Genomic DNA, 26496 nt, shown 5'->3' on the forward strand with positions numbered 1-26496 from the left:
CGACTAAAGGTCTCAGCCCATGCCTCAAGGCACTGGTTTCCTCTCGCCCGGCTACCTTCCTGCAAACTGCGACTTGTCTTGACAGCTTCCATCAGTAAGAATGCCACTGCGTCGACAAACGGCGCGAAGGCGCACCAACCGCCTTTCAGGAAAAATCGCTCGGTGCGTGCATCCGGGCTGCTGACGTGAATGTCCAGGCCGTTTGGCTAAAGACGTCGGTAATCGATTCCTACTGTTGGCCCCGCTCGATGATAGCCGTGCGGGTTTCTACTGGAGAGCTGCCCATGGCTTTGGGCAAGCAGAACGCGCGCCATATGCGCGTATTCGATACCTGTGCGGTTGAAGATGGGGCGATGTTATGCGCCTGAACATAGACGACGGGTGTCTTGAGTGCCAAGGGATTGCCGAAGGCGCGCCCTTGCCACCGGAAGATCGGGTTCCAATTGCAAGAGGGCATTGGCTCGATCGCCTCTATCGGTCCCACCGGGACAAGTTGGTACGCTTTGCCGTGCAGCATATCCACACCGATCATGCTGCCGATATCGTCCAGCAGTTGTTCTCTCGTCTCGCAGTGAGAGGCCGAGGAAATCCGCTCGAAGTGGAAGCACCGGATGCGTATCTTCGGCAGGCTACGATTAACCTGATCCGGAGCGAGGCACGCTATGACCGGCGTCGCTGCAAGAACCTCCACGTCTGTTCGGACGATGTTCCGATCGTCGGCGTCGATGCTGTTGCGGCTTCCGAGGCACGCGACATGCTTGTCAGGCTGGAGGCGATCATGGCAGAACTCTCGCCACGGACCCGCGAGATCTTTCTGGCCCACCGCTTCGATGGCTTTACCTATAGAGAAATTGCAGCCCGGACGGGCCTTAGCGTCAAGACGGTCGAGAAACACATGACCCGTGCGATCGGTCATGTGACGCGACGTCTTGAGCCCATGATGGAGGATTTCAAACTCGTGGAAACCGAATGAGCCTCGATCAGGATGCCGATGACTGGTTTGTCCGGATGCGCGGGCCCGATGCTGCAGACGTTCGTGCGCAATTCGAAGAATGGCGTTCCGTTCCTGCTCATGCGCAGGCCTATGAGCGGCGGGTGAGATCGTTCGACACGATGATGTTCCTTGCCAGTACCGGCACCGTGCGGAAAAGGAATCTCGATATCGCCAAACCCTGGGTGCTGCGAACTGCGTTTCGCAAGTATGCCGCGGCGGCGATAGGTCTCATGCTGACGGGTTCGCTCGTCTTGATCGCCGCGCAGCGAGGTTTTGGCGAGCCCCAATCACTTTCTCGAATGGAAGTGGCCTCCCTTGAGGACGCCCCGCGGCATATTTCGCTTCCAGATCGGTCGAAGCTGATCCTGGACCGCGGTTCGCGGGTGCAGATTTCTTACGATCACAATCAGCGGCGCCTGCGCCTTCTGGTGGGGCGCGCGCGCTTTTCTGTTGCCCATGAACGGACGCGGCCGTTCATCGTCGAAGCGGGGGCGGGAAGGGTGATTGCCCATGGCACTCTCTTCGATGTGGAACTGACGCAGAGCGCTGTGAGGATCGCGTTGCTGGAGGGCGCTGTGGAAGTGCGCGATGCCAGCGGCGGAAATGGTCGTAAGCAGCTGGACCTGAGGGCTGGCCAGAGAACGGCGATCGAAGGTGGTTCAGTTGTGAAACCCACGTCGATCGCTGCCGCCGATAGCCAGTGGCCGAACGATATGCTGGTTCTGGGCGGCGTGGAAATTGGTGAAGCCGTCGCGGTCTTCAACCGAACGGCTCCGAGCCCTGTCCTTTACGAATTGCGGTCCTCACGGCCGGTGAGAGTCACCGGCGCGTTCAGGCGATCGGACCCCGAGGGCTTTGCCCGGCAATTGGCCGCAACGTTCGGCTTCCGGGTCGAAGAGCTCCAGGATGGCAGCTTTGCGATCGTGGATGGTTCACGACCGGAGACGTGAAGCACGATTGGATAAAGGCTGCCGACTGGTGCAGTGTTTTGCGTGAGTGCGAGCCGGGCAAAATGCGTTGCGAGCGGCGAAAGGTTTGCGATCGGCGTGCACGAATATGTCGTCCTATGGCAGAACTTCACCTCTGGACCTCAACCTTGCGTGTTTGCCGTCAAAAGGCGCGTCCTGAAAAAATTTCTGTCTGGGGGTAGGGTGTTTTTCGAACTCCGTCGATCCGGTTCCTGAAGAGTTCTGCTGAGCGCAGATCCTCGGGGACGGAGGTTCACAAGTGCGTTACCATTTACTGGCGTGCTGCAGCATAGCTGCCGCCGCGACGATGACCTGTGTGCCGGCTTCAGCGAAAGCCGATACGAGGATCCAGGTTCAGCTTCCCGCGCAGCCATTACCTGCATCTCTGCGCGATATCGGGCGGCTATTCGGCCGCAACGTGAGCGTTGATGACGCTTCGGTCAGGGATCTGATGGCACCGGCTGTCAATGGCAAGCTGACTTTCGAGGAAGCGATCGCTTCTGTTCTTGCCGGAACCGGGCTGAAATCCAGCCGGTCTGGCGGCGGAGTGGTCGTCAGCAAGCGTGCGGAAAGCGATGGTGAAGAGGGCGGCATCGTCGTGACCGGTTCGCGCATTCGAGGGGCGCCGGTCGCCTCGGTCCAGCTGACTTACGGGCGCGAAGAAATGCGCAATGCCGGCCAGTCGAGCGCGGCCGACGTGATCCGCGCCATTCCGCAGAACTTTTCCGGCGGCCAGAACCCAGGGGTCGGTGCCAATGTGACCGGCGGGAAGAGCGTCGACATGGGGGGAGGGGCCTCCATCAACCTGCGAGGGCTCGGCAGTGATGCCACGCTCACGCTGCTCAATGGTCGTCGCCTGAGTTTTGACGCGGCGATCCAGAGCGTTGATGTGTCGGCCATACCGTTTGGGGCGATCGAGCGCATGGACGTGGTGCCGGACGGATCCTCGGCGCTGTTCGGCTCGGATGCAGTGGCAGGCGTGGCCAACATTATCCTGCGCCGGAATTTCGACGGGCTTGAGACGACGGCACGCATCGGCAGTTCGACCGATGGGGGGAATTTCCAGCAGCAGTACGGCGCGACATTGGGGCAGGTCTGGTCAAGCGGCAGCGCGATGGTTTCTGCCGAGTATGGCAGTAATACCGGTATCTGGTCGAGCCAGCGCTCCTACCTCGAAAATCGGTCGCCGGGGCTCGAGGTCTATCCGGCCCTGCGCCACCACAATGCTGCCGTCACGGCAAGACAGGAACTGGCGCCCGGGCTGACACTCGACATTGATGGCATCTACAACAAACGGCGGCGCGAGCAGACGATGCCGCTCAACTTTGCCGGCGATCTTTCCGTGAGCCGGTATGATCTGTTCCAGAAAACAGAGTCCTGGGCAGTCGCCCCTTCGCTCAAGCTTGTTTTGCCGGCGGACTGGGAAGTGACGCTGGCAGGCAGCTACGGGTGGAACCGGGTCTATTACGAAGGAACCTTCACCTACGGCACAGCCGCTACCAATGCGGGCTATGGCACCTACCGCAACGTGACGGGCAACATCGAACTGAGCGGCAATGGCAAACTGGTCGATCTTCCGGCGGGGCCAATGAAGATCGCGCTCGGCGGTGGTTTTCGCCAGGACAGATTTCGCCGTCAAACGTTTCGCGGCCTTTCGGAATACGTCGATCGATCGAGGGACAGCTACTACGCCTTCGGGGAGGTCAGCATCCCGGTCATCGCTCCCGATCAGAAATCCGGTCTCGGGAGGAGCCTCAATCTGAGCCTGGCGGCGCGTTACGAACACTATTCCCAAGTTGGCTCCGTCACCACGCCCAAGCTGGGTCTCATCTATGCGCCTATCTCCGACCTCACGCTCAAAGCAAGCTGGGGCAAGTCTTTCCGCGCGCCGACCTTCTATGAGCAGTACATGCCGATGCCCGGCTATCTCTACAATGCGGCCACGTTCGGCGGAACGTCGGGCACCGTCATGTATGTCGTGGGCGGCAATCCGGATCTCAAGCCGGAGCGTTCGACCAATTGGTCGGCAACGCTGGAGTTGCACCCGGCGGCGCTGGACGGGGCGGAGCTGGAGGTCAGCTACTTCAATATTCGTTACCGCGACCGGATCGTCACGCCCATGGCATATCCCCGGCAGGCGCTGACCAACCCGGCCTATGCGGACTACGTTACGCTCAACCCCGATCAGGCGACGCAGAATTCGGTTATCGATCGCATGGTGACCTTCACCAACCTTTCGAGCGGCGTCTACGATCCCGCCAATGTCGTGGCCCTCATCGACAACTCCAACATCAACGCTGGCCGGCAGAACATCTATGGGATCGATGTCCTCGGCCGCTACGGCTTCGACCTCGCGGAGGGACGCCTCAGTGCGGCGATCAATGGCAGTTACCTGCACGGCGAGCAGCAGCTGCAGCCGGGGCAGGCCTTCACGCAGCTTGCCGGGGCGCTTTTCAATCCGCCCCACTTCCGGGGACGCGGTGAGCTTGGCTGGGCAAAGGGCGGCGTCACGCTCACCGCCGCTGTCAATTACATCGGCTCCGTGCAGGACGAACGAACCGGGACCCCGGTGAAAGTTGCGAGCATGGTGCCGGTCGATTTCACGATCCGCTACCGGACGGACCAGGAGCGCGGTTTGCTCGCCGGCACTGACGTTATCTTTTTGCTGCAGAACCTCTTCAATGACCAGCCTGATACGATCGCGACGAACAACTATACCGACACGCCCTATGACAGCACGAACTACTCGCCGTTCGGCCGAGTGGTCAGTCTGTCGGTGACCAAAAAATGGTAAGGGGGGCAACTAGCGGGATTGCGGTCGCATTCGCGATCCTCGCCGCTCAACCTGCCCTTGCTGCCTGTGACGACATTTTGCCAAGGTCGGCTCCGCCGGCGGCGCAGGGGCATCGCGAAATGGCGCCGATGGATCTTGTTCGCCTTCGGGATATCGGCTTTTCCGAGGTCGTGCCTGGCAAGGCCTCTCCCTTCGCCGTTTCGCCGGACGGTCGTCTCCTTGCTTTCGTTCTGAGACGCGGCGAGCCCACCGGAAATACGCTCTGCAGCGCGCTCGTGGTGGTGCCACTTGATAGGAAAGGCGCCGAGGGGAAGGCAGCGGCGCGCATTCTGGATATTGGCGGCGCGCCGCCATTGTCGAGAGGCATCTACCGCGGTCTTTTCATAACTTCCGGTGTTCCGCAGCTGATAACGCCGGCCTGGTCGCCTGACGGCAAGAGCATTGCCTATCGCAAAAAGATCGATGGGGTGGTGCAAATTTATCTGGTCCGCTCGGATGGCAGCGCGGGGCGCGCCGTCACCCATTCCGAGATCGATATCGAAGATTTCTCCTGGTCGCCCGACGGGTTGCGAATAACTTACCTCGCCAGGCCAGGAGAGCTCGAGTCTAGACGCCGGATCGAGGCCTCCGGCCGAACGGGTTGGCTCTACGACTCGAGCGTTCTGCCTAATGAGGCTTGGTCCCCCACCGCCTGGGCCAAGGATGTTCCTTTGGAGGCCTTCACTCTCGAACTATTATCCGGCGTGACCAGGATAGCGGCCGATGATGAGCGCTTGCGAGTCACGCCTGCGTCTCCAACCGGAAGCCTCCATGAACTGGAAGTTCGTTCTGGTGGGGGTGCCGCGGCGTGGAAGGAGCCTCTGGGCGCTCATCCGGAGAGTGGGCAGCGGCTTTGGGCCAAGCTTTCCGGCAGGGAGAAGCAGGCGTGCTTGCTGGCCGCATGTGCCGGCGGGATCGTTCAGGTCTGGTGGGATCGTGCCGGGACTTCGGTCGTGTTCCTGCGCCGGGAGGGATGGAACAGGGAGGAATGGGGGCTCTATCGCTGGTCGCCGGTGAAAAACAGCGTTGCGTTGATTTACCGCACTCTGGATGCTCTCACAGGGTGCCAACCTGCCGGCAACGATCTGGTCTGCGGGCGGGAAAATGCCATCATGCCGAGGCGCGTGGTTGCAATCGACCTCACCTCGGGGAAGAGCCGCACCGTGTTCGATCCCAATCCGGAATTCGCGGAGTTCAGGCTGGGCAAGGTTCTGAGGCTGCGCTGGACCAACGATCGGGGGCTTCCTGCCTGGGGAGATCTTGTGCTGCCTCCCGGCTATGATGGGAAGGCACGCCTTCCTCTGGTCATTACACAGTACCATAGTCTGGGATTCCTGCGCGGAGGCACTGGCGATGATTACCCGATCCAGCCGCTCGCCGCGAAGGGCTTCGCTGTCCTGAGCTTCAACCGTCCGCCGACCGTGTCATCTATTGTGCCGGATGTGGCCGGCTGGGACGAGGCCCTGGCAGTCCAATTCAAGGGCTGGGCCGAGCGGCGAAGCATATTTTCCTCGCTGGATCGTGGCATCGACAAGGCAATCGTGACTAGGTTTGTCGATCCTGAGCGCATCGGCATCACCGGTCTCAGCGACGGGGCTTCGACCATCGAATTCGCGCTCGTCCATTCGCATCGCTTTGCGGCCGCTGCCATGAGCACGTGCTGCGACGACACGCTGAGTTCGCTGGTGCTCGGCGGCTTCGCGTGGGGCGAGCACAACATCAAGATCGGACTGCCGCCCTCGGTCGACAATGATCGCGAGTACTGGCGGCCGGTTTCGCTCTCGGTGAACGCTCGCAAGGTTGATACACCGATCCTCATGCAACTTGCCGATCGCGAGAGCTTGCTGGCTCTCCCTGCGTTCGGAGCGCTCCGGGAAGCGGGCAAGCCGGCTGAGATGTTCGTCTATCCCGACGAATATCACAACAAGTGGCAGCCGGCGCACCGGCTCGCGACCTATCAGCGCAGCATCGACTGGTTCGCATTCTGGCTGCAGGGTAAACGCGATGCGGACCCGGTGAAACAAGAGCAATATGCTCGCTGGGACAGGCTCCGCGCACTGCGGGACAAGGCGTTGACTGCTAGCCCGCCATGATCCCCCGCGCCCATGACTCCGTATCAACCAGCTGCAGGATCCTGCCGTAAATGGTTCCCTTAAGGCGCTCTGTGTCCCTGAGCGCCTTGCCGAGTGCGGCCGTGTCGATCACACCCGCACTCGCCAGCACGCCGTCCATCAGATGCGAGCTCATGGCTTCCCGGTTCCGCTCAAGCAGCGAAAATAGGAAGCTCTCGGGATTACCTTTCCCGCGCCGCCAGGCAATTTCAGGTGGTAGGCAAGTCTCGAAGGCATTGCGCGCTGCAGCCCGGTTATTGCCCCGCGCGATCCAGCGCCAGCTGGGAATGGCAAGGCAATGTTCGACCAGAGGCTGGCTGACGAGCGGCGCCGTGCAGTTGAGTTTGCTCCCATGCGGACCGTCCTCGACGTATCCTTGCGCGGCGATAAGCATGGCTATGTGCGCGCCCCGACCTGGCAGGCCGGATTCCGCCGGCTCCAGCCAAGGGTGTATGGCACCGTTCTGCGCCGGTGCCTGCACATCCGGCGAGAGCAGGCGACGATCCTGCTCCAACCGGTACGGGCGGGCTCTCTGCCATGAGCGCCACCGCGCCTTCCAGGCCACCCGCCACCGCGACGCGCCGGCGAGTTGGCCGAGTTCGCCGCATACCCTTCGGAAATGGTGTGTGCCGTCCGGATCGAGGAGACAATCCGCGGCCAACGACACGGAGCGCAAGGAGCAGAATACATTGTCGCCGCCGCCCCCGTCGATGATCCCGTCGCAGCCCAGTTCATCTGCTACGCGGGCGGCGGCTTCGAACACAAGTTGCTGGTAGCCTCTCGCTACAGGTCGCGGCGTGCGAACGACGCCTATTCGCGCGAAATCGTAGTTCGTGACCGCCATAGCCCGCTCGTGAAGGGGACGGCCTACATGCGTCGTCACCCGCCGCGCGTAGCTCGTTTCGTCGCCGGCATGATCCCTGGTCGCCATGTTGAGGCATGAAAACATACGGTCATCTGCAGCGAGGCTCGCTGCCAGAATGGACGAGTCCAGGCCTCCGGAGAGCATCAGGAGCGGATGGCGCAGGGTCGAAGTTCGTGCGGCGACCGCGGCGATGCATTCCTGGCGAAGCCGGCGGGCGGCATCTTCAAGATCGTCGATACGCCGCTTTTCATCGGCAAAGGCCCATGGCGACCAGATGTCCTCAAGGCGGATCCCGGACGGCTCTACAAGCAAGCGCGATCCGCCCCGGAGTTCCTCGATCCCCCGCAGCGACGTAGTGGCAAGGCGAACGTCGCCCAGAACCAGCTGCCGCCCGATTGCTTCGAAATTGAGGCTGAAAGCTATACCGCTTGCTGCCCGGATAAGATCGATGTCCGAGCCTGCGATGAGGCCGGAACCCATCCGCTGAAACAGGCTCGGCAAGCTGCCAAATGGCGCGCGCACCAGGCTCGTGCCGGTCCCGGTTCTAACGATGCCGATGTAACTGCCCCAAAAGGCCTCGAACAAACGGCTTCCCGCCGATGTGACGATGGCACTTCGGGCATTGTCAACGATTGAGGTCAGCGCGTCGCGCGTGCCGGACTGGTAGAGCGGGCCGATGATGACGCCGTCCTGGCCGAGGCTGATTGTGGCCGCCACGTTGTCGCAGGCGGCGACGACGTCGGGTCTGTCCAGCACTAGCGTGAGGTCATGGATTTGCACTGCTGCCAGCAACCGGGCGCGGTCTGGCTCGGCAAGAGCCACACCGGCGATAAATCTATGCTTCGTCATACGACCAGGATCGGCGTGAATATATCCGTCCTCTCGCGCCGCTCGCCGATGAGTGTGCTGGCCACCTGAACCCAGGCATGCGCAGCAAACGGCGTGAGCCGGACCCCCAGGACCAAAAGTGGGCTGATCCGATGCGAAATCAAACGATGCGCGATCGCGAGCGACCAGGGGAGGCAGAGTTTATGGGTACCGATGAACCTGGAGGCCATCTGGAAGGAGCCCGTGACCCGGGCGAGTGTCCCGTCAACATCCGGTCCCGCAGGCGACATCGGCGCATCGTTGCCGGCGGCCGCCTTCCGATCGCTCAGGTGCTGGATCGCGTTTGCCAGACCGCGCACTTTCAGGTGCGCTCTGCATCTCAGGATCAATGCGGCAGCGGTCAGGCCGTCGAGCGCCGTGAGATTCTCCGGCTCCTCATGTGTTTCGCCGGTAGCCGCAGGGGCGTCGCATTGCCAAATGCCGTGCTGCCAGTCGTGCGAGATAAGCAAGCTTCTGGGCAGCAGTTGTTCCAACGCGGCTCCATCGGCGGGACGTCTTTCTAGCAGCTTGCGAAATTCGCTTTCGACTGCGGGAGAGAGGCAGAAGTAGCGATCTGATGGCAGATCGAGGAAAACGAACCTGTCTTCGACGGAGCAGCAGGAGAGACCGTTTCGCAGCACATAGGCCATGGCGATTTTTCTCCGAGATCGGGAGAATGACGAAAGGGATGCGCGACGAAGTCGCGCATCCCTCTTGCTCAGTCGTTGGAGAGACCAGCGACCTCCTGGCCAATGCCCACATCGGGGTTCTGGCCGCCGAGGCCCTGGGTTTCGATGCTGGCGGTGCCCAGCTCGATCACATCGTCATTCCGTTCCATGACAACTTCCTCGTTAATCACCGCGACATTGCGGCAACGAGGATTTTATGATCCTGTATTGAATATTGGAAATGTATATTCGGAATATAGGTCGAATATCACTCGATTTAAAAGGTCTTCTGAAAAATCACGTTTATTATCGTCGGGACAATCGCCAGTCTCGCTTTATGGTATTGCTGAATGAGCATTCTGGTGGATATGGAGCGTTCACGAAACGCAGTGGCGATACCTCCAATCTCGTCGGCCGCGCCATCCAGTATGTTCGATTCGACTTGGCGCACGTAGGCAAGCCGCGCATTGGCTGACGCGACCTGGCTGACGATTTCGCCGCTACCCGAGCACGCCGCAATCATTGCAAACAGGGCGGCGGCATCGATCGGTACTACATGGTCTCTGCCTGGCGGCTCCGATTTGTGGTTCATGCGCAGGGCAGTTCGCGCCAATACCTCGTTCCAGCGGTAAAGATCGCGCAGACCGATCTCGTTAAGCGCAGGGACGTGAAAGCCGTCGCTGGCCCGCGTTTCGATCAGCCGCTCTCCTGCCAACCGGTTCAAGGCATCGCGGATCGGCGTAGCGCTACTGCTCAGTTCCAGCGCGAGCCGTGCAGGCTCCAGTCTCGCACCGGGTGCGAAAGAGCCGGCCGCGAGGGTGCGTTTGAGACTGTCGTAAACCCGTTCGGCCGTGGTGCCGGCGTTCACGACAGTAGCTTTCGGCCGGCAGGAATGCCGGTACATCTGTCGATGCATGGCGGATCATTGAGAGCGAACTCGGCCTCGTTTTGTGGATCGAGGAGGACGGACGGGCATTGCCCTTCGAAACTGCCGAGCGAGGTAAGCTGCTGCCGGTAACCGACCAGGGCTTGAAGCTCGGGCGAGAAACTGCGAGCCACCTCCGGCGGATACGCAAGCCAGGGATTTTCGGTTGGTTTCAGCCAATCAAGACAATAGCCGATCGTGATGGACCGGCTGACGGCTTTCGAGCCGTTGGCGCCGGCGCTGTGAAGTGTGGAACCGAGGTAAAGCAGCGCGTCGCCGGGCTCCAACTCGATGCTGATTCCATTCGATTGTAATGCGGACTCGAGGTCATCGCTGCCATGACTGCCGGGCCAGATACGCATCGCGCCGTTTTCCGCGCGGCTCGGCGTCAGCGGCCAAAGTACATTGACGCAATATTCGAATTTGTTGTCGGAGCCCCTCCACATGAGCTGTTCGCGAAACGGAATTTCGGCCCGGTCTCTAGGATGCCTGGCAATGCCTTGCGCAAGGTTCAGCTGTACCGTGCGCGCTCCACGGATCAGAATATTCTCGACCACGTTGAGGATCAGGCCATGTCTGACGAGCTGCTCGGTCGCCGGTGCTCGGAGCAGTAGGCGCCAGATCCTCTTGATACGGCTCAGTTCGGGGTCTTGGCTCTCGAACGGCGCGGACGCGAAGTGGGCGAAGAGGGAGCGATCAATTGACGCGATCGCGCCGGCCGGCACGGCGCCAGGCACGACGCAGTAACCGGTTGTCATAAGCTCTTCGCAAATCCGTACCGCCTCACGGGGCATCGGCTCAGTGAACACGGCACATCTCCGCATCTTCGCCGCGCTTAGGTGCAGGCGCGCAAATTCCGGCACGCTCAAGCAAGGTCGGGGTGTCCTCGTCGATTTCGATGAGCATCGCGCCGTTGGTCTTGCCGTAAATGACCTTGGGAACGCCAAGGGGGCGGCAGTGCCACCCGAACGTCAGGATCTGGCGTAGCCAGGGTAGTTCGGCAACCCCGGTGTAGCGTTCGATGCCGTGGGCAAGAGCGAAGGCGACGAGGGCGTGCACGAGCTCGTTTCTCGCCTCGCGCCTCTCGGTTGCCGTCGATCGGCGCTCAAGGCAAAATCGTGATATCTCCATCGTAGTGGGTCCCTGCGGGATGGCTTCGTCGCACAGGCCAGGGAACATGGTACCGAGGATATGTGGTTTGGTGGTCGGCAAGAGCCGGGCCGAGGCACGATGCGCGCCATTCTCGTCGGCAAGCACCACGTACATCGCCGTTTCATCGTCGAACTGATCGAGCTCGAACTGACCTGCGAGGGCCGGCATGTCCCAGCGCAGAAGATCGATAAAGACGCGTTTGCGCGCCTCGAACATGTTTCGAAGGACCGTGTGCTCGCTCGTCCGGGACGAACGGCTCGAAAGGTTGGAAAGGCAATGGATCACCGCGAACCTCCTTTGAAAAGGTTCGCAAGTGTGGTCTCGAGGTATACCCCGGCGCTATGCACGGTTCCGTGTATAGGCGCCGCAGGGCACCTCGGGGTAACTGATCACTCCGCTCCGACAAGCGAGGAAAGCCAGCAATGGTCTGTTCAGCGCCCCCAGTCTCCTGCCCGCCTCGTTGAGATGCCGCCGAACCGTCTGATGGCTGATGCCAAGGATGATTCCGGTTTCCAGGTCGGTCTTGCCGGCCATCATCCAGATCAGGCATTCGCGCTGGCGCTCGGTCAGCAGCGGGGAGTTGATGCACTCCATGACTTCTGCAAGGCCGACCAGCCGGCGGGCGGCTGCGAAGACCTCTGGCGCTATCAACCGTGCGAGAACCAGGCCGTCCTCGTCGAGCGGCCGGCCAGGGACCGTGGCGAAGGTGCACGATCCATGGAATTCGCCCGGAACGTTGGAGGGCACCGTGAACCCGTCATCGACGCCGTACTGCCTCGCAAGGTCGAGGAAGCGTTCGTCGTTGGTGCTGTATTCTACGAATTCTGCGGCTTCGCGCCAGAGGAAAGGGTTCTGCGTGCGCTGCGAAGCCCGGTGGACGAAGTCCTTGCCGAAAAAGCCGTTGCGGTCGTAAAACTCTATCCAGGCTTCTGGATAGTTGAGAAGCCGGAACGCCTGCGGCTTGCCGCTTCCCCAATCGATATGGTGGCCGATTGCATAGTAGTCGCACCCGACTGCCTGGGTAATCTTGTCGAGGACCAGTTCGAGGCTTTCGAGATCCTGGGTTGCTTTCACGATTTCCTTGAACTTTCGATACGCCGTGTTCACGCCCATAGGCCGACACGGCTCGCCGCGGCGTCTCAAGCCGCCAGGACGCGTCGAGCCGTCCTTTCTGCTTTGAGGCGAGACCGCTTCGGGTCCTCATTCCCTCCGCGATCCGCGTTTCTACCTGGTAAGGAACCTATCAAAACGCGCATCGGAGACAATGTGATTTGCGTCACATGGTTGTCACATTTGCAGGTTCCGGCTGTCAGATTCTCATGACGCCTGACCGGGAGAGGGCACGAGACTGGCGCGATGCCTCGCCATATTGCAGCTTGGCCAAGCTCGACCGTGCCGCCCTCATGTGGGAGTGGCTGCGCCGCGATCCTGCCTATGCGGCTTGGTATGCGTGCGCGAGCGAAGCCACGCGAGGAGGAACTGACGGGGAGGTGACCCGAAAATGGGGGCTTCACTTTCGCCGAAGACCCCGCAGTCGGCGCCTGCGGGGCTAAGCTTATCTGGAGTGCCGAACTCGATTGCAGCACGTTGCAGGTCGAGGCATGCGCCGCGCCGCGGGGCGATCCGAATGCCATCGACCCGTTCTGGTTTCGCTCCTGGCTTGATTCTGTGACTGGGGCAGACGGGTGCGAGCACGCGGTTCTTGCACAAGGGCGGTGCCGGATAAGGCTCGATGTAACAAACGGGTCGCTGCGGGGCGGCCCGGTCGTCCTGCACTACAGATTGTCGGGCGTCAGCACTCTGCGTTCACGGATCCTGCCGCTTCGCCAATTGCTGGCGCTGTGTACCCACAGGCGATTTGTGATGTCGCTGTTTCCGCCCGATCCGAGAATGGAACGTTTTGTCGATGCCCTCAGAGTGCACGATGCACTGACCGACGGCGCCAGCGCTGCCCAGATCGTCGAGGCTTTCTACGGGTCCGAGCGCGCGATGCAGGACACCGACTGCGGTTCGAGCTCCTTGAAATCGCGGATCCGCCGCCTCGTCCGCGAAGCGCGGGCGATGGCAGCGGGGAAATATCGCTCGCTGTTGGGGAAGAAGGCGGCATGAGGGTTCGTCCCCCTTGATGGCACTGCCGACTTCCGCAGCGGTGCTCACCGAGGGTTGCGCGATGGTCGGCCACCGCGCGCCATGCGTGCCGGCCGAGCCGTATTTAATCGTCTTCGAAATCGCCGGCCAGCCAGCGCGAGATTTCCTGGGCGCGGGCCAGCGATGCCTCGAACTTGCCGTACCTTTCCATCACGTCCTCGTCGAGGATGGCATCGAGATTGCCGATCCTGACAGCCGTCCCCTGCATGTTGACCGTCGCTGCATTGTTGGCGGTCGTGCCGTAGTCGACGTCGACCCCGATGATGCAGTTTGCGCCCATGGCAACTGCCTTGGTAACGAGGATCGAGCGGGCTGTGGCTTCGCCGCTGTTGACCTTGAAGGCCATGCCGGTGGCGGTATTGGTGGCGCCGAACATGTCGGAAAAGCCCTGGCTGAGCTCGCTGAACAGTCCCGTGCCGACCGTGACGTTAGCAGTGACCATCGATTTGACCTTGCAGTCGGCGCCGGGAGGTACCTGCGAGATCGTCATCATTGGAAAGTCAACGACGTTTGCCGTCATGAAATCCTGGCATTGCTGTCGCTCGGCCTTCAGATTCAGGATCGCAGTTTCATACTCGGTCTTGCCGCACTTCTCGCACATATCTGCGTAGTGCGTACCGGCCACGAAGTTGAGAATGCCGACCTGTTTAGGACCGTATCGGCGGTTAGGCCCCTTGATGATACCGCCAGTGGTAATTTCCGCTCCGCAATTTCCGCAAGTGTCGCTCATGTAACCCCCTGATTTTCTGATCTAGGTTCATGTCGCGGGTGGCGGCGGCATGCAAGAGGGCGCGCCTCGTTCCATATGTGTGCCACTATCGGTGGATGGGGCGGATCCGCCTTCAATGCAATGCTATGTTTCTAACCCAGGCACGCACGGCAAAGGTCTGCCGGGGCGCCTCACGCCGGCGGCGTGACCGCGCTCTATGCCAATGCGCTGAAGGGCTGATCGCCCCGTTTCAGCGCATGCGGCACCGAGCCCCTCGCAAGCTTGAGGGTCTCGGCCTTCGGTGGCGATCGCTGGCGCGTAGGGGGGAAGTGGGGTCGGCGGAGCATCCTCCGCCTCGATGCGGACGCCCGCAGGCTTCGCCTGCGCGCGGCGTCCATGGTGAGCCTCTCCCGATTAAAGTCGGGGTGCGGGTGCGACAACCGTCTGGACCCGCCATCGGCCCCTGCAAGCCGCTCCTTCGTCGCGGCTCCTCCACTCGCGTTCCGGCCTTTCAGGTGCAGGTGCCGCTTGCCGCAGGCCCTGTCGGTCGTCCGGGCCGCCCACCCCCCGCCTTTTTCGGGGGAGGCCCATGGTGGGTTTTTGGGCAGTGCAGGAGTTGAGACATGCGCAACAATCGCAAGGTCCCGCAATGCGCGAGGACGCAATCGGATCAGAATGGGAATGGCGGTGCATCAAACCGGGCTTCGCTCTACGACGAGGTCACGGCCCGGATCATTGCCGAACTGGAAGCAGGGCGGGTGCCATGGGTACAGCCTTGGAGCAGTGAGGTCGCAGCGGGTGGTTCCCCCGTCGCGGGGCTCCCGGTCAATGCCCTGACTCGCCGGGCCTATTCCGGAATCAATGTGCTCATCCTTTGGGGATCGGTGATCGCGGGCGGCTGGGCTTCGCAAGGCTGGCTCACCTTCAAGCAGGCGCTGGCCGCTGGCGGCAATGTCCGCAAGGGCGAGCATGGCACACAGGTTGTCTATGCCGACCGTTTCACCCCTGAAGCGGAAAAGGAGCGGGCGCGTGAAAGCGGCGGGGATGCCCGCTCGATCGCCTTCCTGAAGCGCTTCACGGTCTTCAATGTCGCACAGTGCGAAGGCCTGCCGGATGACTTCCTTGGTTCGCCGGTTGCCCTGCCAGAACGCGAAATCGTGCCCATGGCAGAAGCCGTCATTGCCGCAAGCGGGATCGAATTTCGCATCGGCGGCACGAAAGCGTTCTACTCGCCGGGTCAGGACTTCATCCAAGTGCCGCCGCAGCAGGCGTTCCACGATCAGGTGAACTTCTATCGAACGGCACTGCACGAGCTGACCCACGGAGTCGGCCATAGTTCGCGTCTCAACCGTAATCTGACGGGTGCCTTCGGCTCCAAGGACTACGCCCGCGAGGAAATGGTTGCCGAGATGGGTTCGGCTTTCCTGTGCGCTTCGCTCGGGATCGTGCCGACTGTTCGCCATGCCGACTATATCGGGGCGTGGCTCGAGGTGCTGCGCGAGGACAACCGCGCCATCTTCCGCGCGGCCAGCATGGCGAGCAAGGCGGCGGAATGGCTCCTTACCCGTTACGAGGCATCCCTTCCCGACAGCGGGCGCATTTCGTTCGACGAGGAGATGGAAAACGCTGGCCCGCCTGCGAATGAGGGGAGGGCCGAGGTATGACCATCCTCATCCGCCGCGCGACGCGCGCCATGCTCAGTGCCAACTTTGAGCATTGCATGGCCAACCCGAAGTTCGATCCGCTCCCGCTGGTACGCCTGTTCAATCCGATGGGCCGGGCGGTCTGGCTAATTACCGAGCTCTATGCCGACGGCGACACCCTGTATGGATTATGTTGAGCTCTACATAACCCGTAGTATGTTGAGTGTGAGGTTATGTTGTGCCGATCTGTCCCGGCGCCGCTTTTCGCGGCGCCGTACATGGATCGCTTCACATAATTATCGAGCATGTGCCGCCTCCAGCATTGCCAGCAGGCGGTCGGACACGCCGGTGAACGTGCCCTTCCTGATCTGAGGCGCGGCACCTGCGTCGAGTATGTCGAGCTTCTCGGTCGGATCGATGCGCAGGTAGATTTCGGTGCTGGTGACGCTGCTATGCCCAAGCCACAGCGCCACCCTCCGGATGTCGCCGGTCGCTTCGAGTGTATGGACCGCGCAGGTATGCCGCAGAACATGCGGCGTCACCTTCTTGCGCGCGAGGCTGGGAGCCGACCGCTGTGCCGTTTTGATGTGCTTCGCCAGGCGACTGGCGAAGCCATGTCGACCGATAGGTTCACCGCGCGCATTCAAGAACACGGCGCGATCTTGACCTTGTGGCCTGATGCGCATCCAGTCCCGCAAGACCGCCTGCGTCTCCTTCCAGAGCGGCAGGACGCGCTCACGGCGGCCTTTGCCCATCACGTGGATCACATCCGTCGCGGGTTGGTTCACATCTTCGAGCTGGAGGCCGGTAAGCTCGGACACGCGCAGGCCGCAGGCATAGGCAAGGTGCAGCATCGCGCGGTCACGCACGCCCGAGCGGGTTCGCCGGTCCGGGGCATCGAGCAACGCCTGCAACTCGGCGCGGGTCAGATAATCGACGAGCGGCTGTTCGACGCGCTTGGCCGGTATTGCCTGCGCCTGCATGGCGACGTTGAGGCAGGCCGGCGCGCGATATTCCAGGAACCGGAAGAACGAACGGATCGCCGCGAGCCGGGCGTTGCGGGTTCGAGGTGTGTTGGCCCGATCCGACTCGATGTGATCCAGGAAGTCGAGGATCAGCCCGCCATCGAGTTGCTCGATCTGGAGATCCGAGGGCCGGACCTTCAGCCGCTTGGCTGCAAAGCCGACGAGCAACTGGAAGGTATAGGCATAGCTGTCGACGGTGTGACGGCTCGCGCCCCTGTCGCGCGGAAGATGTTCCAGCAGGTAGGTGCTGAGGTGTGGTGCGAACGCCGTCATGCCGCACCGCCTTTCCCGAACGCCTCGGTCGCTTCGGCGATCTGGCGGATCAGCACCGGCGTCGCCTCCAGATACCAGTAAGTGTCGGAGAGGCAGGCGTGTCCAAGATAGGTGCTGAGCGCGAGCATGTGACGGTTGATCGCGGCCCGGTCGTTGCCGCACCGTTCCAGCGCGCGGACGGCGAAGCTATGCCGAAGATCGTGCAGTCTGGGGCCGCGCTCGCCCTGCGGTCCGCGCAAGCCGAGCCGCCTCGCGAGCTTGATGAAGGCGCGCGTGACGCTTGCATGCTCGGGCGGTTCGCCTGTTGATAGCACGAACAGATGCGGATCGGAGCCGCCTATGCGCCGTCGCAGCGCCAGGTAATCACCCAGCGCATTCCGGGTGCTCCGATCGATGGGAACGAGCCGCGTCTTGTGGAACTTGGTCTCGCGGATCACCAGACCGTCAGATGTCAGGTCGCTTTCAAGCAGCCCGACCGCTTCGGACACGCGCAGTCCCGTCGTTGCCAGCAGGCCGATCAGATAATGATAGGTATAAGGCGTGAGCGACGCGACCGGCGGCAACGTCAGCGCCATTTCCATGATGTGTGCTATATCGGCTTCGGCGATGATGTGAGGACGCGGCCGGGGTCGTTTGCCCCTGCCGAACACGTCGCGGGGCGGTATTTCGTTGTGGTCATCTTCGGCGTGCATCGAGATGGCGAAGTTGCGCACCACCCTGAGCCATTCGCGGGACCGATGCACGGAGGGGGCCAGCGACGCCCACTCGACGATGCGCGCGGAGGAGACGTGCTCGTCGCCGTGCCGGTCGGCGAAGGCGGCATAATTCTGGAGCATCTGCTCCTGATCCGCGAACTTGTAGCCAAGGCCGCGTTTGATCGCGACGTAGCGCTGGACGCAGGTGCTGATCGTCATGCCGCACCTCCGATCCAGGGTTGTGTCACCTGGGCGAGCAGGGTCGTGTCGACCTTTGCGTAGATCGCGGTCGTTTCGGGAGACCGGTGGCGTAGCAGCGCGCCGACCGCATCCAGCGTCGCTCCGGAGCGGAGCATGTTGGTCGCCGCCGAGTGCCGGAGAAGGTAGGCACCCCGCAGATTGGCGTTGTCGACCCCGGCGCGTGTCAGCGCGTCGCGCACGACGATCGAGACGGCTCCCGATGTCGAGAACGGCACGAACGGCGCGATCGAGCGGATGAACACCTTCGAGGATGCGACGATGGGCCGGCCATGCTCGATATAGGCCAGCAAGGCGTCACCGGCATCCTGCGGGAGGGGAAGCGCGACCGCGTAGCGGGTCTTGCCCGCAACCCGGATAAGGCCGTTATCCCAGTCGATATCTTCGAGATGCAGATTGGCGACGTCGCCGCCCCTCAACGCCAGCCGTGCCAGCAACAGGATAATCGCTCGATCCCGCAAGCCGCGCGGCGTTATTGGATCGCACGACGCGATCACGCGCTCTACGTCGTCATTGAGGATGTAGCGCGGCAGCGTCGCCAAGCGCCATCGTGGTATTCGCGGGACCGCTCCCACCAGCCCCGGCGCGCATGCGCCTGTCGCGGCCAGGAATCGGAGATACATTCGGAGCGCCCCGCACATGATCTGCACGCTGGCACGCGAAGTGCTCTCCAGATTTTGCAGCATCACCCGATTGATGAGCGCAGCATCGTATCGTGACGGATCGTCGCCCATCTGGGGTAACAGCTTGTTGATCGCATGGATATGCACGAGGCTCCTTCGCTCGGTGCATCCACGGTGCCGACGCAGCCAGTCACGGAACGGTCTCAGCCCGCCGTGCTCTTCATCGCCCGACGGCTCCGATCGCCGCATCACGCCAATGGAGACGAGGAAGCGGAGAAACACCCTGAGCTTGATCTGATAATCGTAGCCGCGCCTGGCATTGTGCAAGAACATGCCTGGGCAGATGCAGTCGTGGGTCGCGAACCGCTCGAGGACCTCATCGTCTATGCCGGCAAAGTCGATGCGGTGCAGGTGAAGCCACGCCGCGAAGTGCCGACAGCTCCGGCTGTACGCCGTGATCGTGCCGGGGGAATAACCCTGTTCGGCGAGGTGCGCGGCGAACTCGCCCACACGGCGACGCCCTTCGTCAGGCGGCACCGGATTATGGATACGCCCGGTCTCTTCAAGGAAGTGAACGAACCGGATGACGCGCGTACGGAAGGAGCGCGTCGCCATGTGCCTATGCTGATAACGCTCGCCATGTGGGCGTGGGCAGGCGCAGTCATGGGCGAGGAATCGCCGCACAACCCCGACATCCACCGCGCCGATCGGCACGGCTTTGAGGTCCGCCCAGATCAGGAAGTGCTTCGCCGGTCCGGGGAAGTCCTGAATACCGCCTTCGGCCATTCCAGCCTGCCGCAGATGATCCAGAAACTCCATGACGAGGGGCCAATCCCGCTCATCGATCTTGACCGGCGCCACCGTCGATTTTTGCTCAACCATCTTCATGCTCCTTTCGTCGTCAGACGTCAGGATCATGCCGATTATGGTGAGAGCGGGCTGCGGAACTTCTTGATTTGAAGGGCATCGACTACGCCCGCTCAACATATCTCCGGGCGCGACATAATTCGGGCTGGCCGATCTTGGTTTCGGGTGCCCGGAACTCGGCATCTGCTCGCTTCGCGAAATCGAGGCGATCCGCTTGCCGATGGGGCTTAGCATCGAGCGCGATCTCGGCTTTTCCACCCGGCACCGCCTGTCGGTCTGGGCCGAGGCGTCGCGCCTTGCGGGATCGATCCCCGATGCCGCTCTGTTGCTGGACCGCCTCACACGCGAGGACCCGTCCGCCATCAGGCTTTCGCCCCGCTGAGGGGGAAGACGCTGGCGGGCGTCTCCCGCCGTTCTAAGCCGGTCCGCCCGACCATTCCACCTGAAGGACGGACCGGCACTCACATACGGAGTGCTACCATGAGACTCGAATTTATCGCGCTCGGCAACCTTGCCGTCAGCAAATCCAACATGCGCTATGCGCGCAAGGCTCCCGACGTGTCGGACATCTTGCCGACTGTCAGGGCGCGCGGCGTGCTGCAGCCCGTTCTCGTCCGGCCGGGCTGTGAAGCTGGCCATTACGAGATCGTGGCGGGATGCCGCCGTTTCCATGCCGCGCAGCTGGTCGCAGCCGAAAGGCTGGCGGCCTGCACCGAGGCCGGGGAACCGGACCCCGAGGCGGCGCTGCTGCCCTGCGCGATCCTTGACGATGCCGACGATGCGAGCGCGGTCGAGGCCTCCCTGATCGAGAACATCGCCAGACTCGATCCCGATGAAGTTTCGCGCTGGACCTGCTTCACCCGGCTGGTGAAGGAAGGGCGCAGTATCGCCGAGATCGGCCAGACCTTCGGTCTCCCCGATCTGGCGGTGAAGCGCATTCTCGCACTCGGCAATCTCCTCCCGCGTATTCGGGAGATGTACCGCGCCGAGGAAATCGACGCAGCGACCGTGCGTCACCTGACATTGGCTTCGAAGGCGCAGCAGAAGACATGGCTTGCGCTTGTCGACGATCCGGACGCCTACGCGCCTCGCGGTTTCCAGCTGAAGGCATTTCTCTTCGGGGGGCAATCGGTGCCGACCGGCCATGCGCTGTTCGATGTTGAAGCCAGCGGGCTTTCGACAGTTGCCGACCTGTTCGGGGAGGATGCCTACTTTGCGGAGACGGACGCATTCTGGGACCTCCAGAACGCCGCCATCGAAGCCAGGCGACTGGCCTATCTCAAGTCTGGCTGGGCGGATGCCGTCGTGCTTCCTCCCGAAAGCCACTTCCATTCGTGGGAGTATGAGAAGACCGCCAAGCGCAGGGGCGGGCGGGTCTATCTCGACGTACGCGCCAATGGCGAAGTCGTCGTTCATGAGGGGTATCTCTCGCGCAAGGAGGCCGCGCGGCTTGCCAAGGCCAGCTTAGAAAATGGCGGCGCCGGGAACGGGGAGGGCGCGGCTGGCAAGGCGGCCCGTCCCGAACTGACTTCGATTACCCAGACCTATATCGACCTTCACCGCCATGCCGCCGTGCGCGCCGAACTGCTGGGCCGTCCGGGTCTCGCCCTGCGCCTCATGGTCGCTCATGCCATTGCCGGATCGCCGCTCTGGCGGATCGTTCCCGAACCGCAGACGGTGAAAAGCGATGCGGTCAGGGAAAGCGTCGAGACCTCGCGGGCAGAAACGGTGTTCGATACCGCGCGTCGCTCCGTGCTCGCGTTGCTGAACCAGCCGGGCGACGAGCCGACTGTAATTGGCGGGGGCGTCATCGGCGGAACCTGCTACGGCATGCGCGGATCGCCGCGGGATTTGTGCCGCCTGTTTGCACAGCTCATCGAGCTTCCCGACGAGATGGTCATGGAAATCCTGACCGTGGTCATGGGCGAGAGCCTTGCGGCGGGAAGTGCGGCGGTGGAAGCGCTCGGTATGGAGATGACTGTCCCGATGGCCGACTGGTGGCAGGCGGACGCGGCCTTCCTCGATACGCTGCGCGACCGTGAAGTCCTGCTCGCGATGGTGGGAGAAGTTGCGGGTGAGGTTGTTGCGAGCGCCAACAGCAGGGAGAAGTGCAAGACCCTGAAAGGCATCATCCGCGACCATCTTGCAGGTACGGACGGGCGCGTGAAGCGCGAAGGCTGGGTGCCCCGCTGGATGGAGTTTCCGCCCACTCAATATACCGAGCGGGGCGGGGTTGGCACGGTGGATGCCCATCGCCGGGCGGTCGAGGTGTCCGAACCGGACTCCGCCGAGGATGAACTTGCTTCGGGCGAGCCCGACTCCGGCATTGCCGATGCCGATGCCGATGCCGATGCCGATGGCGATGAGCGTGACGGGGAGACGGAGGGCGATGGGTCCCGGCTAGCTGCCTGACGAAATGGGCCGGAGGCGGAACCTTCCGCCTCCGGTCGATCCTGCCTGGGCCATGGAAAATTTCGGCGGCGAGGCCGCGCCCTGGCAGGCGCGGCCTCGCCGCTGATAGCAAAAGTTCATTGCCGTCAGGCCCTGCCAATGGCACCCATGGAAAGCCATGACAGAAGTTAAAGCAGACGCTTTTCAAGCCATCGAAAAACTCGTTTCGCGTCTCGCTCCGGAGCCTGTCTGCGACGATTGCGTCACCCAGACGTTGGGTCTGTCACCGCTCGATCATGTCGAACAGGCGACCCGCGAACTGGTCGGAGCCTATGGCTTCGAGCGCAGTAAAGGCGGGTGCAGCCTCTGCGGCGAAACGCGCCTCGTCACCCGCCGGCACTGACGCAAAGCAGCCGGCGGCAGGATCGGGCAGCGATGCGAAAAGCGGTTCGCCCCGTCAGACCAACACCTGACCGAATGCCTGTATTGCCGGAGCCGCAACGCGATTAGCTGCGCGGATGCGATTGGGCGCTTCCTTGTTGTCCGGATCGCTTCAACCCTGACGGGGGGACCACTTCAATGCCCCCCGGGGCGGTCTTCCCCGTAGCGGCAGCGCTCGCCGGGCCCGCGCATCAAGCGGTTTGGAAACGCATTGATGCCGGTTTCTCGCCCGGGTTCGATCCATGCCGGATGGTGCACAGCCTGCGAGCTCCCTGCCACAGTTCGGCGGCACGCCCGGCTCTCACATCGGCCGCCTTCCGGTGGGCGGTCACCAGCGCTTCAGCAGCGTCTTCGGCATCGAAGTCGAGGCGCAAGGCGCCCGCATTCCCGTCGTCGGGAAACTTTAGGGTGTAGATGTTCATTTCAGGTTCCTCCAGCCGCTTCGGTCATGTTTCCCGACCTGGTCGCGCCCGCCCTCGATAGCATTGTTCTGTGTCAACTTCGCGATACCCAATTCGGGTGACCCTGGCGGATTCTGATCGCCCGCCAAGGTGCTACGGCTTGCCGCCGTCTCTGCCGTCCTTGTCGCGGTCCGCGCTGCGGTATCACGACGCCGCAAGCCAAGAGTGACCGCGTCCGCTCTTCCCGACGTAACCGGCCTCGCATTCGGAACGAACGCCCGACCGAAACCGCGCGGGGACCGGCTGTTAGTCGGTCGGATATCGATCTGGCTGCGCAGCAGGCCCGTCGTCTTCGCCCGCTTCACGCGTCCTGGAGACTGGCTGCGCGCGGGGAGCGCAATTCGCGTCCGCCATAACGCCGAGCGACAGGTCGCTGCGTCCAGGTGCTCTCCCGCGGGCGCAACCACCCGGTGCCGACCAAGGCCCCGCCCCGAACGAATGCGGCAGGTCCGTGCCCCGGCAGGCATTGCGCGGTCCGGGGATGATCGATCGCCGCGAAATCGCCAGCCGCAAGCCGGCCGAAGCTGACGGGCCGCGCGCAAGAGACTTATCCGATTATCGGCATACTTTTGTGCTCCTGAGCCCGGGCGCCCGCACCCATTCCCGGATCCGAAAGGCAATGACCTGGAAGCGGTCGCGGTCCCGTCGAAACCATCGCCCGGCAACTTATTTCCCCGACCGCAGGGCGGTCTCCTCGCGGCCGCTTCGCTCGCAAATAAGCCGCCGGCTCCGGTCCTGCGCTGCGCTTCGGCCCAAGGGTTCGCGGGCCCTGGCGAGCCGTTCCTGACGGTCTGCCATCGTCCGGAAAATCGGTCCGGGACGACCCACTCAGGAGACAAACAATGCCTGCAATCGGATATGTCACGCGCGATGGCCACAGCTTCAAGGGCCAGCTTCGCACCCTCTCGATCCGCGCCGAGATCGAGATCACCCCCAACCTGCGCAAGACCAGCGACGCCCAGCCCGACTACCGGGTTTCCTCGGGCGGGGTCGAGGTCGGCGCCGGGTGGCTGCGCCGCAGCGAGAGCTCGGGCAACGACTACGTGTCGCTCAGCCTGGCGGCTCCGGAATTCGGTCCCCGCCGGCTCTACGCCAATCTCGGGCGCGCGGCAGGCCGGGACGACGAAGACAGCTTCGCGATCATCTGGAATCCGGCCGACTGACAGCCGGTCCCCGCGCCGTTCCGGCGCGGGGATTTCTTCGCTTCGAGCCCAACACAAGTGTTGTTCTCGCCCCGAACTCGTCTAGAATCAGGTGATTATGAAGACTGATCTCGGCCATCTCCCGGAAGCAAAGCGCGCAGACCTGAAGCGTGTGGTGGAGATCGTCTTTCATGAATTCGAGGACGTTCTCGCGCTCGCCACTCAGGGCTGGAAGAAGCAGGGACGGATCATGAAAGTGATCCTCTACGGTTCATACGCGCGTGGGGACTGGGTCGCCGACCCGGTGGGCCAGTACTATTCCGATTACGATATCCTTGTCGTGGTCAGCGACGAACGCCTTGCCGATGAAGCCGAATATTGGGGTAAGGCCAAGGACCACCTCAATCGGGCATACGACATTACCAGGGTGATCTCGGCACCTGTTGGTCTTACCGTCCATTCGATGGCGGACGCGAACTTCCAGCTTGCACGCGGACGGCCTTTCTTCGTCGACATCGTGCGAGAGGGCATCGTACTGTACGAACTGGAAGCCCAGCAGTTCGAAATGCCCAAACCGCTCGACAGCGCCATGGCGCACATCGAGGCAGAGAACCATTTTAAACAGTGGTTCGACAGTGGAAGTCAGTTTCTCCAAGCCGCTAAATTCTTGATAGCGAATGGCGGGGATAATATCCCAGCGTTTCAGCTACATCAAGCGACGGAGAACTTCTACCACACAGTGCTGCTGGTGCTGAAACTCTACAGTCCAAAATCGCATAATTTGAAGTTTCTCCGGGGCCGCGCCGAAGACATCGCGCGGGATCTGATCCCCATCTGGCCGCGTGATACCAAGTTCGGCGCCCGGTGCTGGGAACTGCTCTATCAGGCCTACGTCAAGGGCCGGTACTCCCCGCATTATGTCATTCGTGATGTCGAGCTCGAATGGCTGGTCGAGCGTATCGAATTGCTCGAAACCGAAGTCAGGTCGATCTGTGAGAAGCACCTGGGCAAGTCGCTGGCCTGAAAAATCTGGTCTCCTGCGTAGGGTGTTCATCGGTGATTGGAGTCTCACGCCGAACGTTTTGACGCGAGGTGATTATGAAGACCGATCTTGGCCACTTACCCGGACAGATGCGAAGCGACCTCGACCGGATAGTCCAGATCATCTTCTCGGAATTCGACGACCTCGTCGCTCGCGCAACGCAGCCTTGGAAAAGGCGGGGCCGGATCCTGAGTGTCATCCTCTACGGTGCTTATGCGGCCCCCGATTGGGATACCTGCGCAATGGCCGGTCATGCATGGGATTACGATATCCTGGTCGTCGTCAATCATGAGCGCCTGGCCGACGAAGTAGACCATTGGCGCAAGGCAAAAGACGCTCTCGCGCGCGAACATTCAATAGCCAAGCGTATTTCGGCGCTGCCAAACCTGATTGTCCACTCCCTTGAGGAATTCACCCGGCAACTTGGACACGGACGCCCGTTTTTTGTGGACGTTTTGCGGAAGGGAATAGCCCTCTATCAATGTGGCTCGATGCAATTCCCAACTCCCCGAAAGCTGGGCCGGGCCGAACTTCGCCTGCAAACCCAGCAGCTTTACCATCAGTGGTTCGACAGCGCCAAGATCTTCCTCGATATGGCGGATTTCGCTCTGTCCCGGGGAGCGAACAACCACGCGGCATTCCAGCTTCATCAGGCTGCTGAGCAATCCTATCAGGCCATCCTGGCGGTCAAGACGCTTCACTGCCCGCTCTCGCACCATTTCAAATTCCTGCGTGGTCGTGCCGAGAACGTTGCGCGCGATCTGATCCCGATCTGGCCGCGCGAGGACAAGTTTGCCCGTCGCTGTTTCGAACTTCTGCATCTGGCCTACATCAAGGGCCGTTACTCGCCCCACTACGCGATCAGCGATGCCGAACTGGACTGGACGTTCGAGCGGGTTCAGGCGCTTCAAACCGCGGTTCAAGCCATCGCGGAGAAGCAAATTTCCGGACTCTGAGTTGGTTCCCGGCTTCTTGCGGCGATTTTCCCGATGTCCCGGACTGCTACGTGACCCAGCTGTTCGGGGCCTGCCGGATTGACCGGATCGGGCTCGTCCGCGACCCATTGCACCCATGGCAAGGGGGCGAACATGCCAAAGGGCAGGGTTACGACATTCAATGCGCGAAATGGCTACGGCTTCATCACACCTGATGAAGGCGGGGCAGATTGCTTCGTCCATTTGTCGGCGGTCGAGGCGTCGGGATTGACGGTGCTAACGGTCGGGCAACGCGTCTCCTATGAGGTCCTCGTCGCGCGGAATGGGAAGGTGTCCGCCGTCAATCTGGCGGAGGACTGAGCGCTTGGGGGTCGAATTTGCCTATAGCCGTTTTCGACTCTGCCTGACCGGCAATTTGTCCCTCATTTGAGTGTCCCTCACGGGCGGCTCGGTGTCGCCC

26 protein-coding genes and 1 pseudogene are annotated in these 26496 nt (G+C 62.1%); 15 read left to right on the forward strand and 12 right to left on the reverse strand.

Features of this window, described 5'->3' with window-relative positions:
- The first annotated feature begins 358 nt into the window (after positions 1 to 358).
- The 4 genes from L284_RS0124975 (at position 359) to L284_RS44580 (ending at position 6888) form a co-directional block, all read left to right on the forward strand.
- Entirely contained in the window at positions 359 to 973 is a 615-nt protein-coding gene (locus L284_RS0124975; protein ID WP_052018424.1) for an RNA polymerase sigma factor, read from the forward strand.
- Positions 970 to 1944 carry a FecR family protein gene (locus tag L284_RS47055; protein WP_021235904.1) on the forward strand — a complete coding sequence of 325 codons (975 nt, stop codon included), beginning with the start codon at positions 970 to 972 and terminating at the stop codon, positions 1942 to 1944. Before L284_RS0124975 ends, L284_RS47055 begins: the two co-directional genes overlap by 4 nt.
- Positions 1945 to 2221: 277 nt before the next feature.
- Entirely contained in the window at positions 2222 to 4756 is a 2535-nt protein-coding gene (locus L284_RS44575) for a TonB-dependent receptor (RefSeq protein ID WP_031343122.1), read from the forward strand.
- A 119-nt stretch (positions 4757 to 4875) separates the two neighbouring features.
- Positions 4876 to 6888 carry an Atxe2 family lasso peptide isopeptidase gene (locus L284_RS44580; RefSeq protein WP_021235906.1) on the forward strand — a complete coding sequence of 671 codons (2013 nt, stop codon included), beginning with the start codon at positions 4876 to 4878 and terminating at the stop codon, positions 6886 to 6888.
- On the opposite strand, the gene L284_RS44585 is transcribed toward L284_RS44580, so the two are convergent.
- The 7 genes from L284_RS44585 to L284_RS47060 form a co-directional block, all read right to left on the reverse strand.
- Positions 6875 to 8593, reverse strand: coding sequence for an asparagine synthase-related protein (locus L284_RS44585; protein WP_152524772.1), 1719 nt, complete (start codon positions 8591 to 8593; stop codon positions 6875 to 6877). The two genes, L284_RS44580 and L284_RS44585, sit on opposite strands and share 14 nt — an antisense overlap.
- Before the next feature lie 23 nt (positions 8594 to 8616).
- Positions 8617 to 9288 (reverse strand): lasso peptide biosynthesis B2 protein, encoded by a 672-nt coding sequence (locus L284_RS44590; protein WP_021235908.1) that lies wholly within the window; start codon positions 9286 to 9288, stop codon positions 8617 to 8619.
- Between the two features lie 68 nt (positions 9289 to 9356).
- A complete protein-coding gene (locus L284_RS48125; RefSeq protein WP_021235909.1) occupies positions 9357 to 9476 on the reverse strand; it encodes a benenodin family lasso peptide in 120 nt (39 codons plus the stop codon).
- Between the two features lie 107 nt (positions 9477 to 9583).
- The gene (locus L284_RS44595) at positions 9584 to 10174 is read right to left on the reverse strand and encodes a GntR family transcriptional regulator (RefSeq protein ID WP_021235910.1); all 591 of its coding nucleotides are present in this window, start codon (positions 10172 to 10174) and stop codon (positions 9584 to 9586) included.
- On the reverse strand, positions 10171 to 10989 hold the full coding sequence (locus tag L284_RS44600; RefSeq protein ID WP_021235911.1) for a phytanoyl-CoA dioxygenase family protein: 819 nt from the start codon (positions 10987 to 10989) through the stop codon (positions 10171 to 10173). Before L284_RS44600 ends, L284_RS44595 begins: the two co-directional genes overlap by 4 nt.
- Before the next feature lie 40 nt (positions 10990 to 11029).
- Positions 11030 to 11668: an acyl-homoserine-lactone synthase gene (locus L284_RS44605; RefSeq protein WP_031343125.1), complete on the reverse strand. Its 639-nt coding sequence runs from the start codon at positions 11666 to 11668 to the stop codon at positions 11030 to 11032.
- 54 nt (positions 11669 to 11722) lie between these two features.
- Positions 11723 to 12457 carry a LuxR family transcriptional regulator gene (locus tag L284_RS47060; RefSeq protein ID WP_160172154.1) on the reverse strand — a complete coding sequence of 245 codons (735 nt, stop codon included), beginning with the start codon at positions 12455 to 12457 and terminating at the stop codon, positions 11723 to 11725.
- Between the two features lie 245 nt (positions 12458 to 12702).
- Between L284_RS47060 and L284_RS49135 the strand changes: the two genes are divergently transcribed.
- Entirely contained in the window at positions 12703 to 12936 is a 234-nt protein-coding gene (locus L284_RS49135) for a transcriptional regulator domain-containing protein (protein WP_407635859.1), read from the forward strand.
- Positions 12937 to 13051: 115 nt separating this feature from the next.
- Positions 13052 to 13492, forward strand: a complete 441-nt coding sequence (locus L284_RS48975) for a DNA -binding domain-containing protein (RefSeq protein ID WP_268745359.1) — start codon at positions 13052 to 13054, stop codon at positions 13490 to 13492.
- A gap of 103 nt (positions 13493 to 13595) precedes the next feature.
- Here the strand turns inward: L284_RS48975 and L284_RS47065 are convergent, their stop codons facing one another.
- The gene (locus L284_RS47065) at positions 13596 to 14261 is read right to left on the reverse strand and encodes a heavy metal-binding domain-containing protein (RefSeq protein ID WP_081674172.1); all 666 of its coding nucleotides are present in this window, start codon (positions 14259 to 14261) and stop codon (positions 13596 to 13598) included.
- A gap of 602 nt (positions 14262 to 14863) precedes the next feature.
- On the opposite strand from L284_RS47065, the gene L284_RS44620 reads away from it, so the two are divergent.
- Both L284_RS44620 and L284_RS44625 read left to right on the forward strand, forming a co-directional pair.
- Complete coding sequence (locus tag L284_RS44620; RefSeq protein WP_021235916.1) at positions 14864 to 15904, forward strand: ArdC family protein; 1041 nt, start codon at positions 14864 to 14866, stop codon at positions 15902 to 15904.
- Positions 15901 to 16080: a DUF2958 domain-containing protein gene (locus tag L284_RS44625; protein WP_021235917.1), complete on the forward strand. Its 180-nt coding sequence runs from the start codon at positions 15901 to 15903 to the stop codon at positions 16078 to 16080. The genes L284_RS44620 and L284_RS44625 overlap by 4 nt, the downstream gene beginning before the upstream one ends.
- A gap of 99 nt (positions 16081 to 16179) precedes the next feature.
- On the opposite strand, the gene L284_RS44630 is transcribed toward L284_RS44625, so the two are convergent.
- From L284_RS44630 to L284_RS44640, 3 genes are read right to left on the reverse strand one after another with little or no spacing between them, the layout of a single operon-like run.
- Positions 16180 to 17181, reverse strand: coding sequence for a tyrosine-type recombinase/integrase (locus L284_RS44630; protein WP_021235918.1), 1002 nt, complete (start codon positions 17179 to 17181; stop codon positions 16180 to 16182).
- A complete protein-coding gene (locus L284_RS44635) occupies positions 17178 to 18095 on the reverse strand; it encodes a tyrosine-type recombinase/integrase (RefSeq protein WP_021235919.1) in 918 nt (305 codons plus the stop codon). The genes L284_RS44630 and L284_RS44635 overlap by 4 nt, the downstream gene beginning before the upstream one ends.
- Positions 18092 to 19639 (reverse strand): tyrosine-type recombinase/integrase, encoded by a 1548-nt coding sequence (locus L284_RS44640; RefSeq protein WP_235054591.1) that lies wholly within the window; start codon positions 19637 to 19639, stop codon positions 18092 to 18094. Before L284_RS44640 ends, L284_RS44635 begins: the two co-directional genes overlap by 4 nt.
- A 124-nt stretch (positions 19640 to 19763) precedes the next feature.
- On the opposite strand from L284_RS44640, the pseudogene L284_RS47725 reads away from it, so the two are divergent.
- From L284_RS47725 to L284_RS44660, 3 genes and pseudogenes are all read left to right on the forward strand, one after another.
- Positions 19764 to 20006: pseudogene (locus L284_RS47725) on the forward strand (DUF2958 domain-containing protein); the annotation flags it as partial.
- 98 nt (positions 20007 to 20104) lie between these two features.
- The gene (locus L284_RS44655; RefSeq protein WP_021235923.1) at positions 20105 to 22036 is read left to right on the forward strand and encodes a ParB/RepB/Spo0J family partition protein; all 1932 of its coding nucleotides are present in this window, start codon (positions 20105 to 20107) and stop codon (positions 22034 to 22036) included.
- Positions 22037 to 22193: 157 nt separating this feature from the next.
- Positions 22194 to 22418 carry a hypothetical protein gene (locus L284_RS44660; RefSeq protein ID WP_021235924.1) on the forward strand — a complete coding sequence of 75 codons (225 nt, stop codon included), beginning with the start codon at positions 22194 to 22196 and terminating at the stop codon, positions 22416 to 22418.
- A 229-nt stretch (positions 22419 to 22647) separates the two neighbouring features.
- Here L284_RS44660 and L284_RS47730 read toward each other — a convergent pair whose 3' ends face one another.
- On the reverse strand, positions 22648 to 22878 hold the full coding sequence (locus L284_RS47730; RefSeq protein ID WP_081674176.1) for a hypothetical protein: 231 nt from the start codon (positions 22876 to 22878) through the stop codon (positions 22648 to 22650).
- A gap of 881 nt (positions 22879 to 23759) precedes the next feature.
- On the opposite strand from L284_RS47730, the gene L284_RS44665 reads away from it, so the two are divergent.
- The 4 genes from L284_RS44665 to L284_RS44680 all read left to right on the forward strand — a co-directional run bounded on the left by L284_RS44665 (position 23760) and on the right by L284_RS44680 (position 26396).
- Positions 23760 to 24080, forward strand: coding sequence for a DUF736 domain-containing protein (locus tag L284_RS44665; protein ID WP_021235926.1), 321 nt, complete (start codon positions 23760 to 23762; stop codon positions 24078 to 24080).
- 97 nt (positions 24081 to 24177) lie between these two features.
- Positions 24178 to 25083 carry a HEPN domain-containing protein gene (locus L284_RS44670; RefSeq protein WP_021235927.1) on the forward strand — a complete coding sequence of 302 codons (906 nt, stop codon included), beginning with the start codon at positions 24178 to 24180 and terminating at the stop codon, positions 25081 to 25083.
- A gap of 74 nt (positions 25084 to 25157) precedes the next feature.
- Positions 25158 to 26057 (forward strand): nucleotidyltransferase and HEPN domain-containing protein, encoded by a 900-nt coding sequence (locus tag L284_RS44675; RefSeq protein WP_031343133.1) that lies wholly within the window; start codon positions 25158 to 25160, stop codon positions 26055 to 26057.
- A gap of 132 nt (positions 26058 to 26189) precedes the next feature.
- On the forward strand, positions 26190 to 26396 hold the full coding sequence (locus L284_RS44680) for a cold shock domain-containing protein (RefSeq protein WP_021235929.1): 207 nt from the start codon (positions 26190 to 26192) through the stop codon (positions 26394 to 26396).
- The last annotated feature ends 100 nt before the right edge of the window (positions 26397 to 26496 follow it).

Origin of the sequence: Novosphingobium lindaniclasticum LE124 (assembly GCF_000445125.1) — a bacterium.
Lineage (GTDB): Bacteria > Pseudomonadota > Alphaproteobacteria > Sphingomonadales > Sphingomonadaceae > Novosphingobium > Novosphingobium lindaniclasticum.

What these genes read in the sequence shown, in the direction of transcription:
- L284_RS44600 (WP_021235911.1), bottom strand. Translation starts at nt 10,989, where the DNA reads ATGACAACCGGTTACTGCGTCGTGCCTGGCGCCGTGCCGGCCGGCGCG.
- L284_RS44675 (WP_031343133.1), top strand. Translation starts at nt 25,158, where the DNA reads ATGAAGACCGATCTTGGCCACTTACCCGGACAGATGCGAAGCGACCTC.
- L284_RS44665 (WP_021235926.1), top strand. Translation starts at nt 23,760, where the DNA reads ATGCCTGCAATCGGATATGTCACGCGCGATGGCCACAGCTTCAAGGGC.
- L284_RS44625 (WP_021235917.1), top strand. Translation starts at nt 15,901, where the DNA reads ATGACCATCCTCATCCGCCGCGCGACGCGCGCCATGCTCAGTGCCAAC.
- L284_RS44660 (WP_021235924.1), top strand. Translation starts at nt 22,194, where the DNA reads ATGACAGAAGTTAAAGCAGACGCTTTTCAAGCCATCGAAAAACTCGTT.
- L284_RS44580 (WP_021235906.1), top strand. Translation starts at nt 4,876, where the DNA reads ATGGCGCCGATGGATCTTGTTCGCCTTCGGGATATCGGCTTTTCCGAG.
- L284_RS44655 (WP_021235923.1), top strand. Translation starts at nt 20,105, where the DNA reads ATGAGACTCGAATTTATCGCGCTCGGCAACCTTGCCGTCAGCAAATCC.
- L284_RS47055 (WP_021235904.1), top strand. Translation starts at nt 970, where the DNA reads ATGAGCCTCGATCAGGATGCCGATGACTGGTTTGTCCGGATGCGCGGG.
- L284_RS44680 (WP_021235929.1), top strand. Translation starts at nt 26,190, where the DNA reads ATGCCAAAGGGCAGGGTTACGACATTCAATGCGCGAAATGGCTACGGC.
- L284_RS47730 (WP_081674176.1), bottom strand. Translation starts at nt 22,878, where the DNA reads ATGAACATCTACACCCTAAAGTTTCCCGACGACGGGAATGCGGGCGCC.
- L284_RS44670 (WP_021235927.1), top strand. Translation starts at nt 24,178, where the DNA reads ATGAAGACTGATCTCGGCCATCTCCCGGAAGCAAAGCGCGCAGACCTG.
- L284_RS49135 (WP_407635859.1), top strand. Translation starts at nt 12,703, where the DNA reads ATGACGCCTGACCGGGAGAGGGCACGAGACTGGCGCGATGCCTCGCCA.
- L284_RS44630 (WP_021235918.1), bottom strand. Translation starts at nt 17,181, where the DNA reads ATGACGGCGTTCGCACCACACCTCAGCACCTACCTGCTGGAACATCTT.
- L284_RS44640 (WP_235054591.1), bottom strand. Translation starts at nt 19,639, where the DNA reads ATGGTTGAGCAAAAATCGACGGTGGCGCCGGTCAAGATCGATGAGCGG.
- L284_RS44635 (WP_021235919.1), bottom strand. Translation starts at nt 18,095, where the DNA reads ATGACGATCAGCACCTGCGTCCAGCGCTACGTCGCGATCAAACGCGGC.
- L284_RS0124975 (WP_052018424.1), top strand. Translation starts at nt 359, where the DNA reads ATGCGCCTGAACATAGACGACGGGTGTCTTGAGTGCCAAGGGATTGCC.
- L284_RS48125 (WP_021235909.1), bottom strand. Translation starts at nt 9,476, where the DNA reads ATGGAACGGAATGACGATGTGATCGAGCTGGGCACCGCCAGCATCGAA.
- L284_RS47065 (WP_081674172.1), bottom strand. Translation starts at nt 14,261, where the DNA reads ATGAGCGACACTTGCGGAAATTGCGGAGCGGAAATTACCACTGGCGGT.
- L284_RS44620 (WP_021235916.1), top strand. Translation starts at nt 14,864, where the DNA reads ATGCGCAACAATCGCAAGGTCCCGCAATGCGCGAGGACGCAATCGGAT.
- L284_RS44590 (WP_021235908.1), bottom strand. Translation starts at nt 9,288, where the DNA reads ATGGCCTATGTGCTGCGAAACGGTCTCTCCTGCTGCTCCGTCGAAGAC.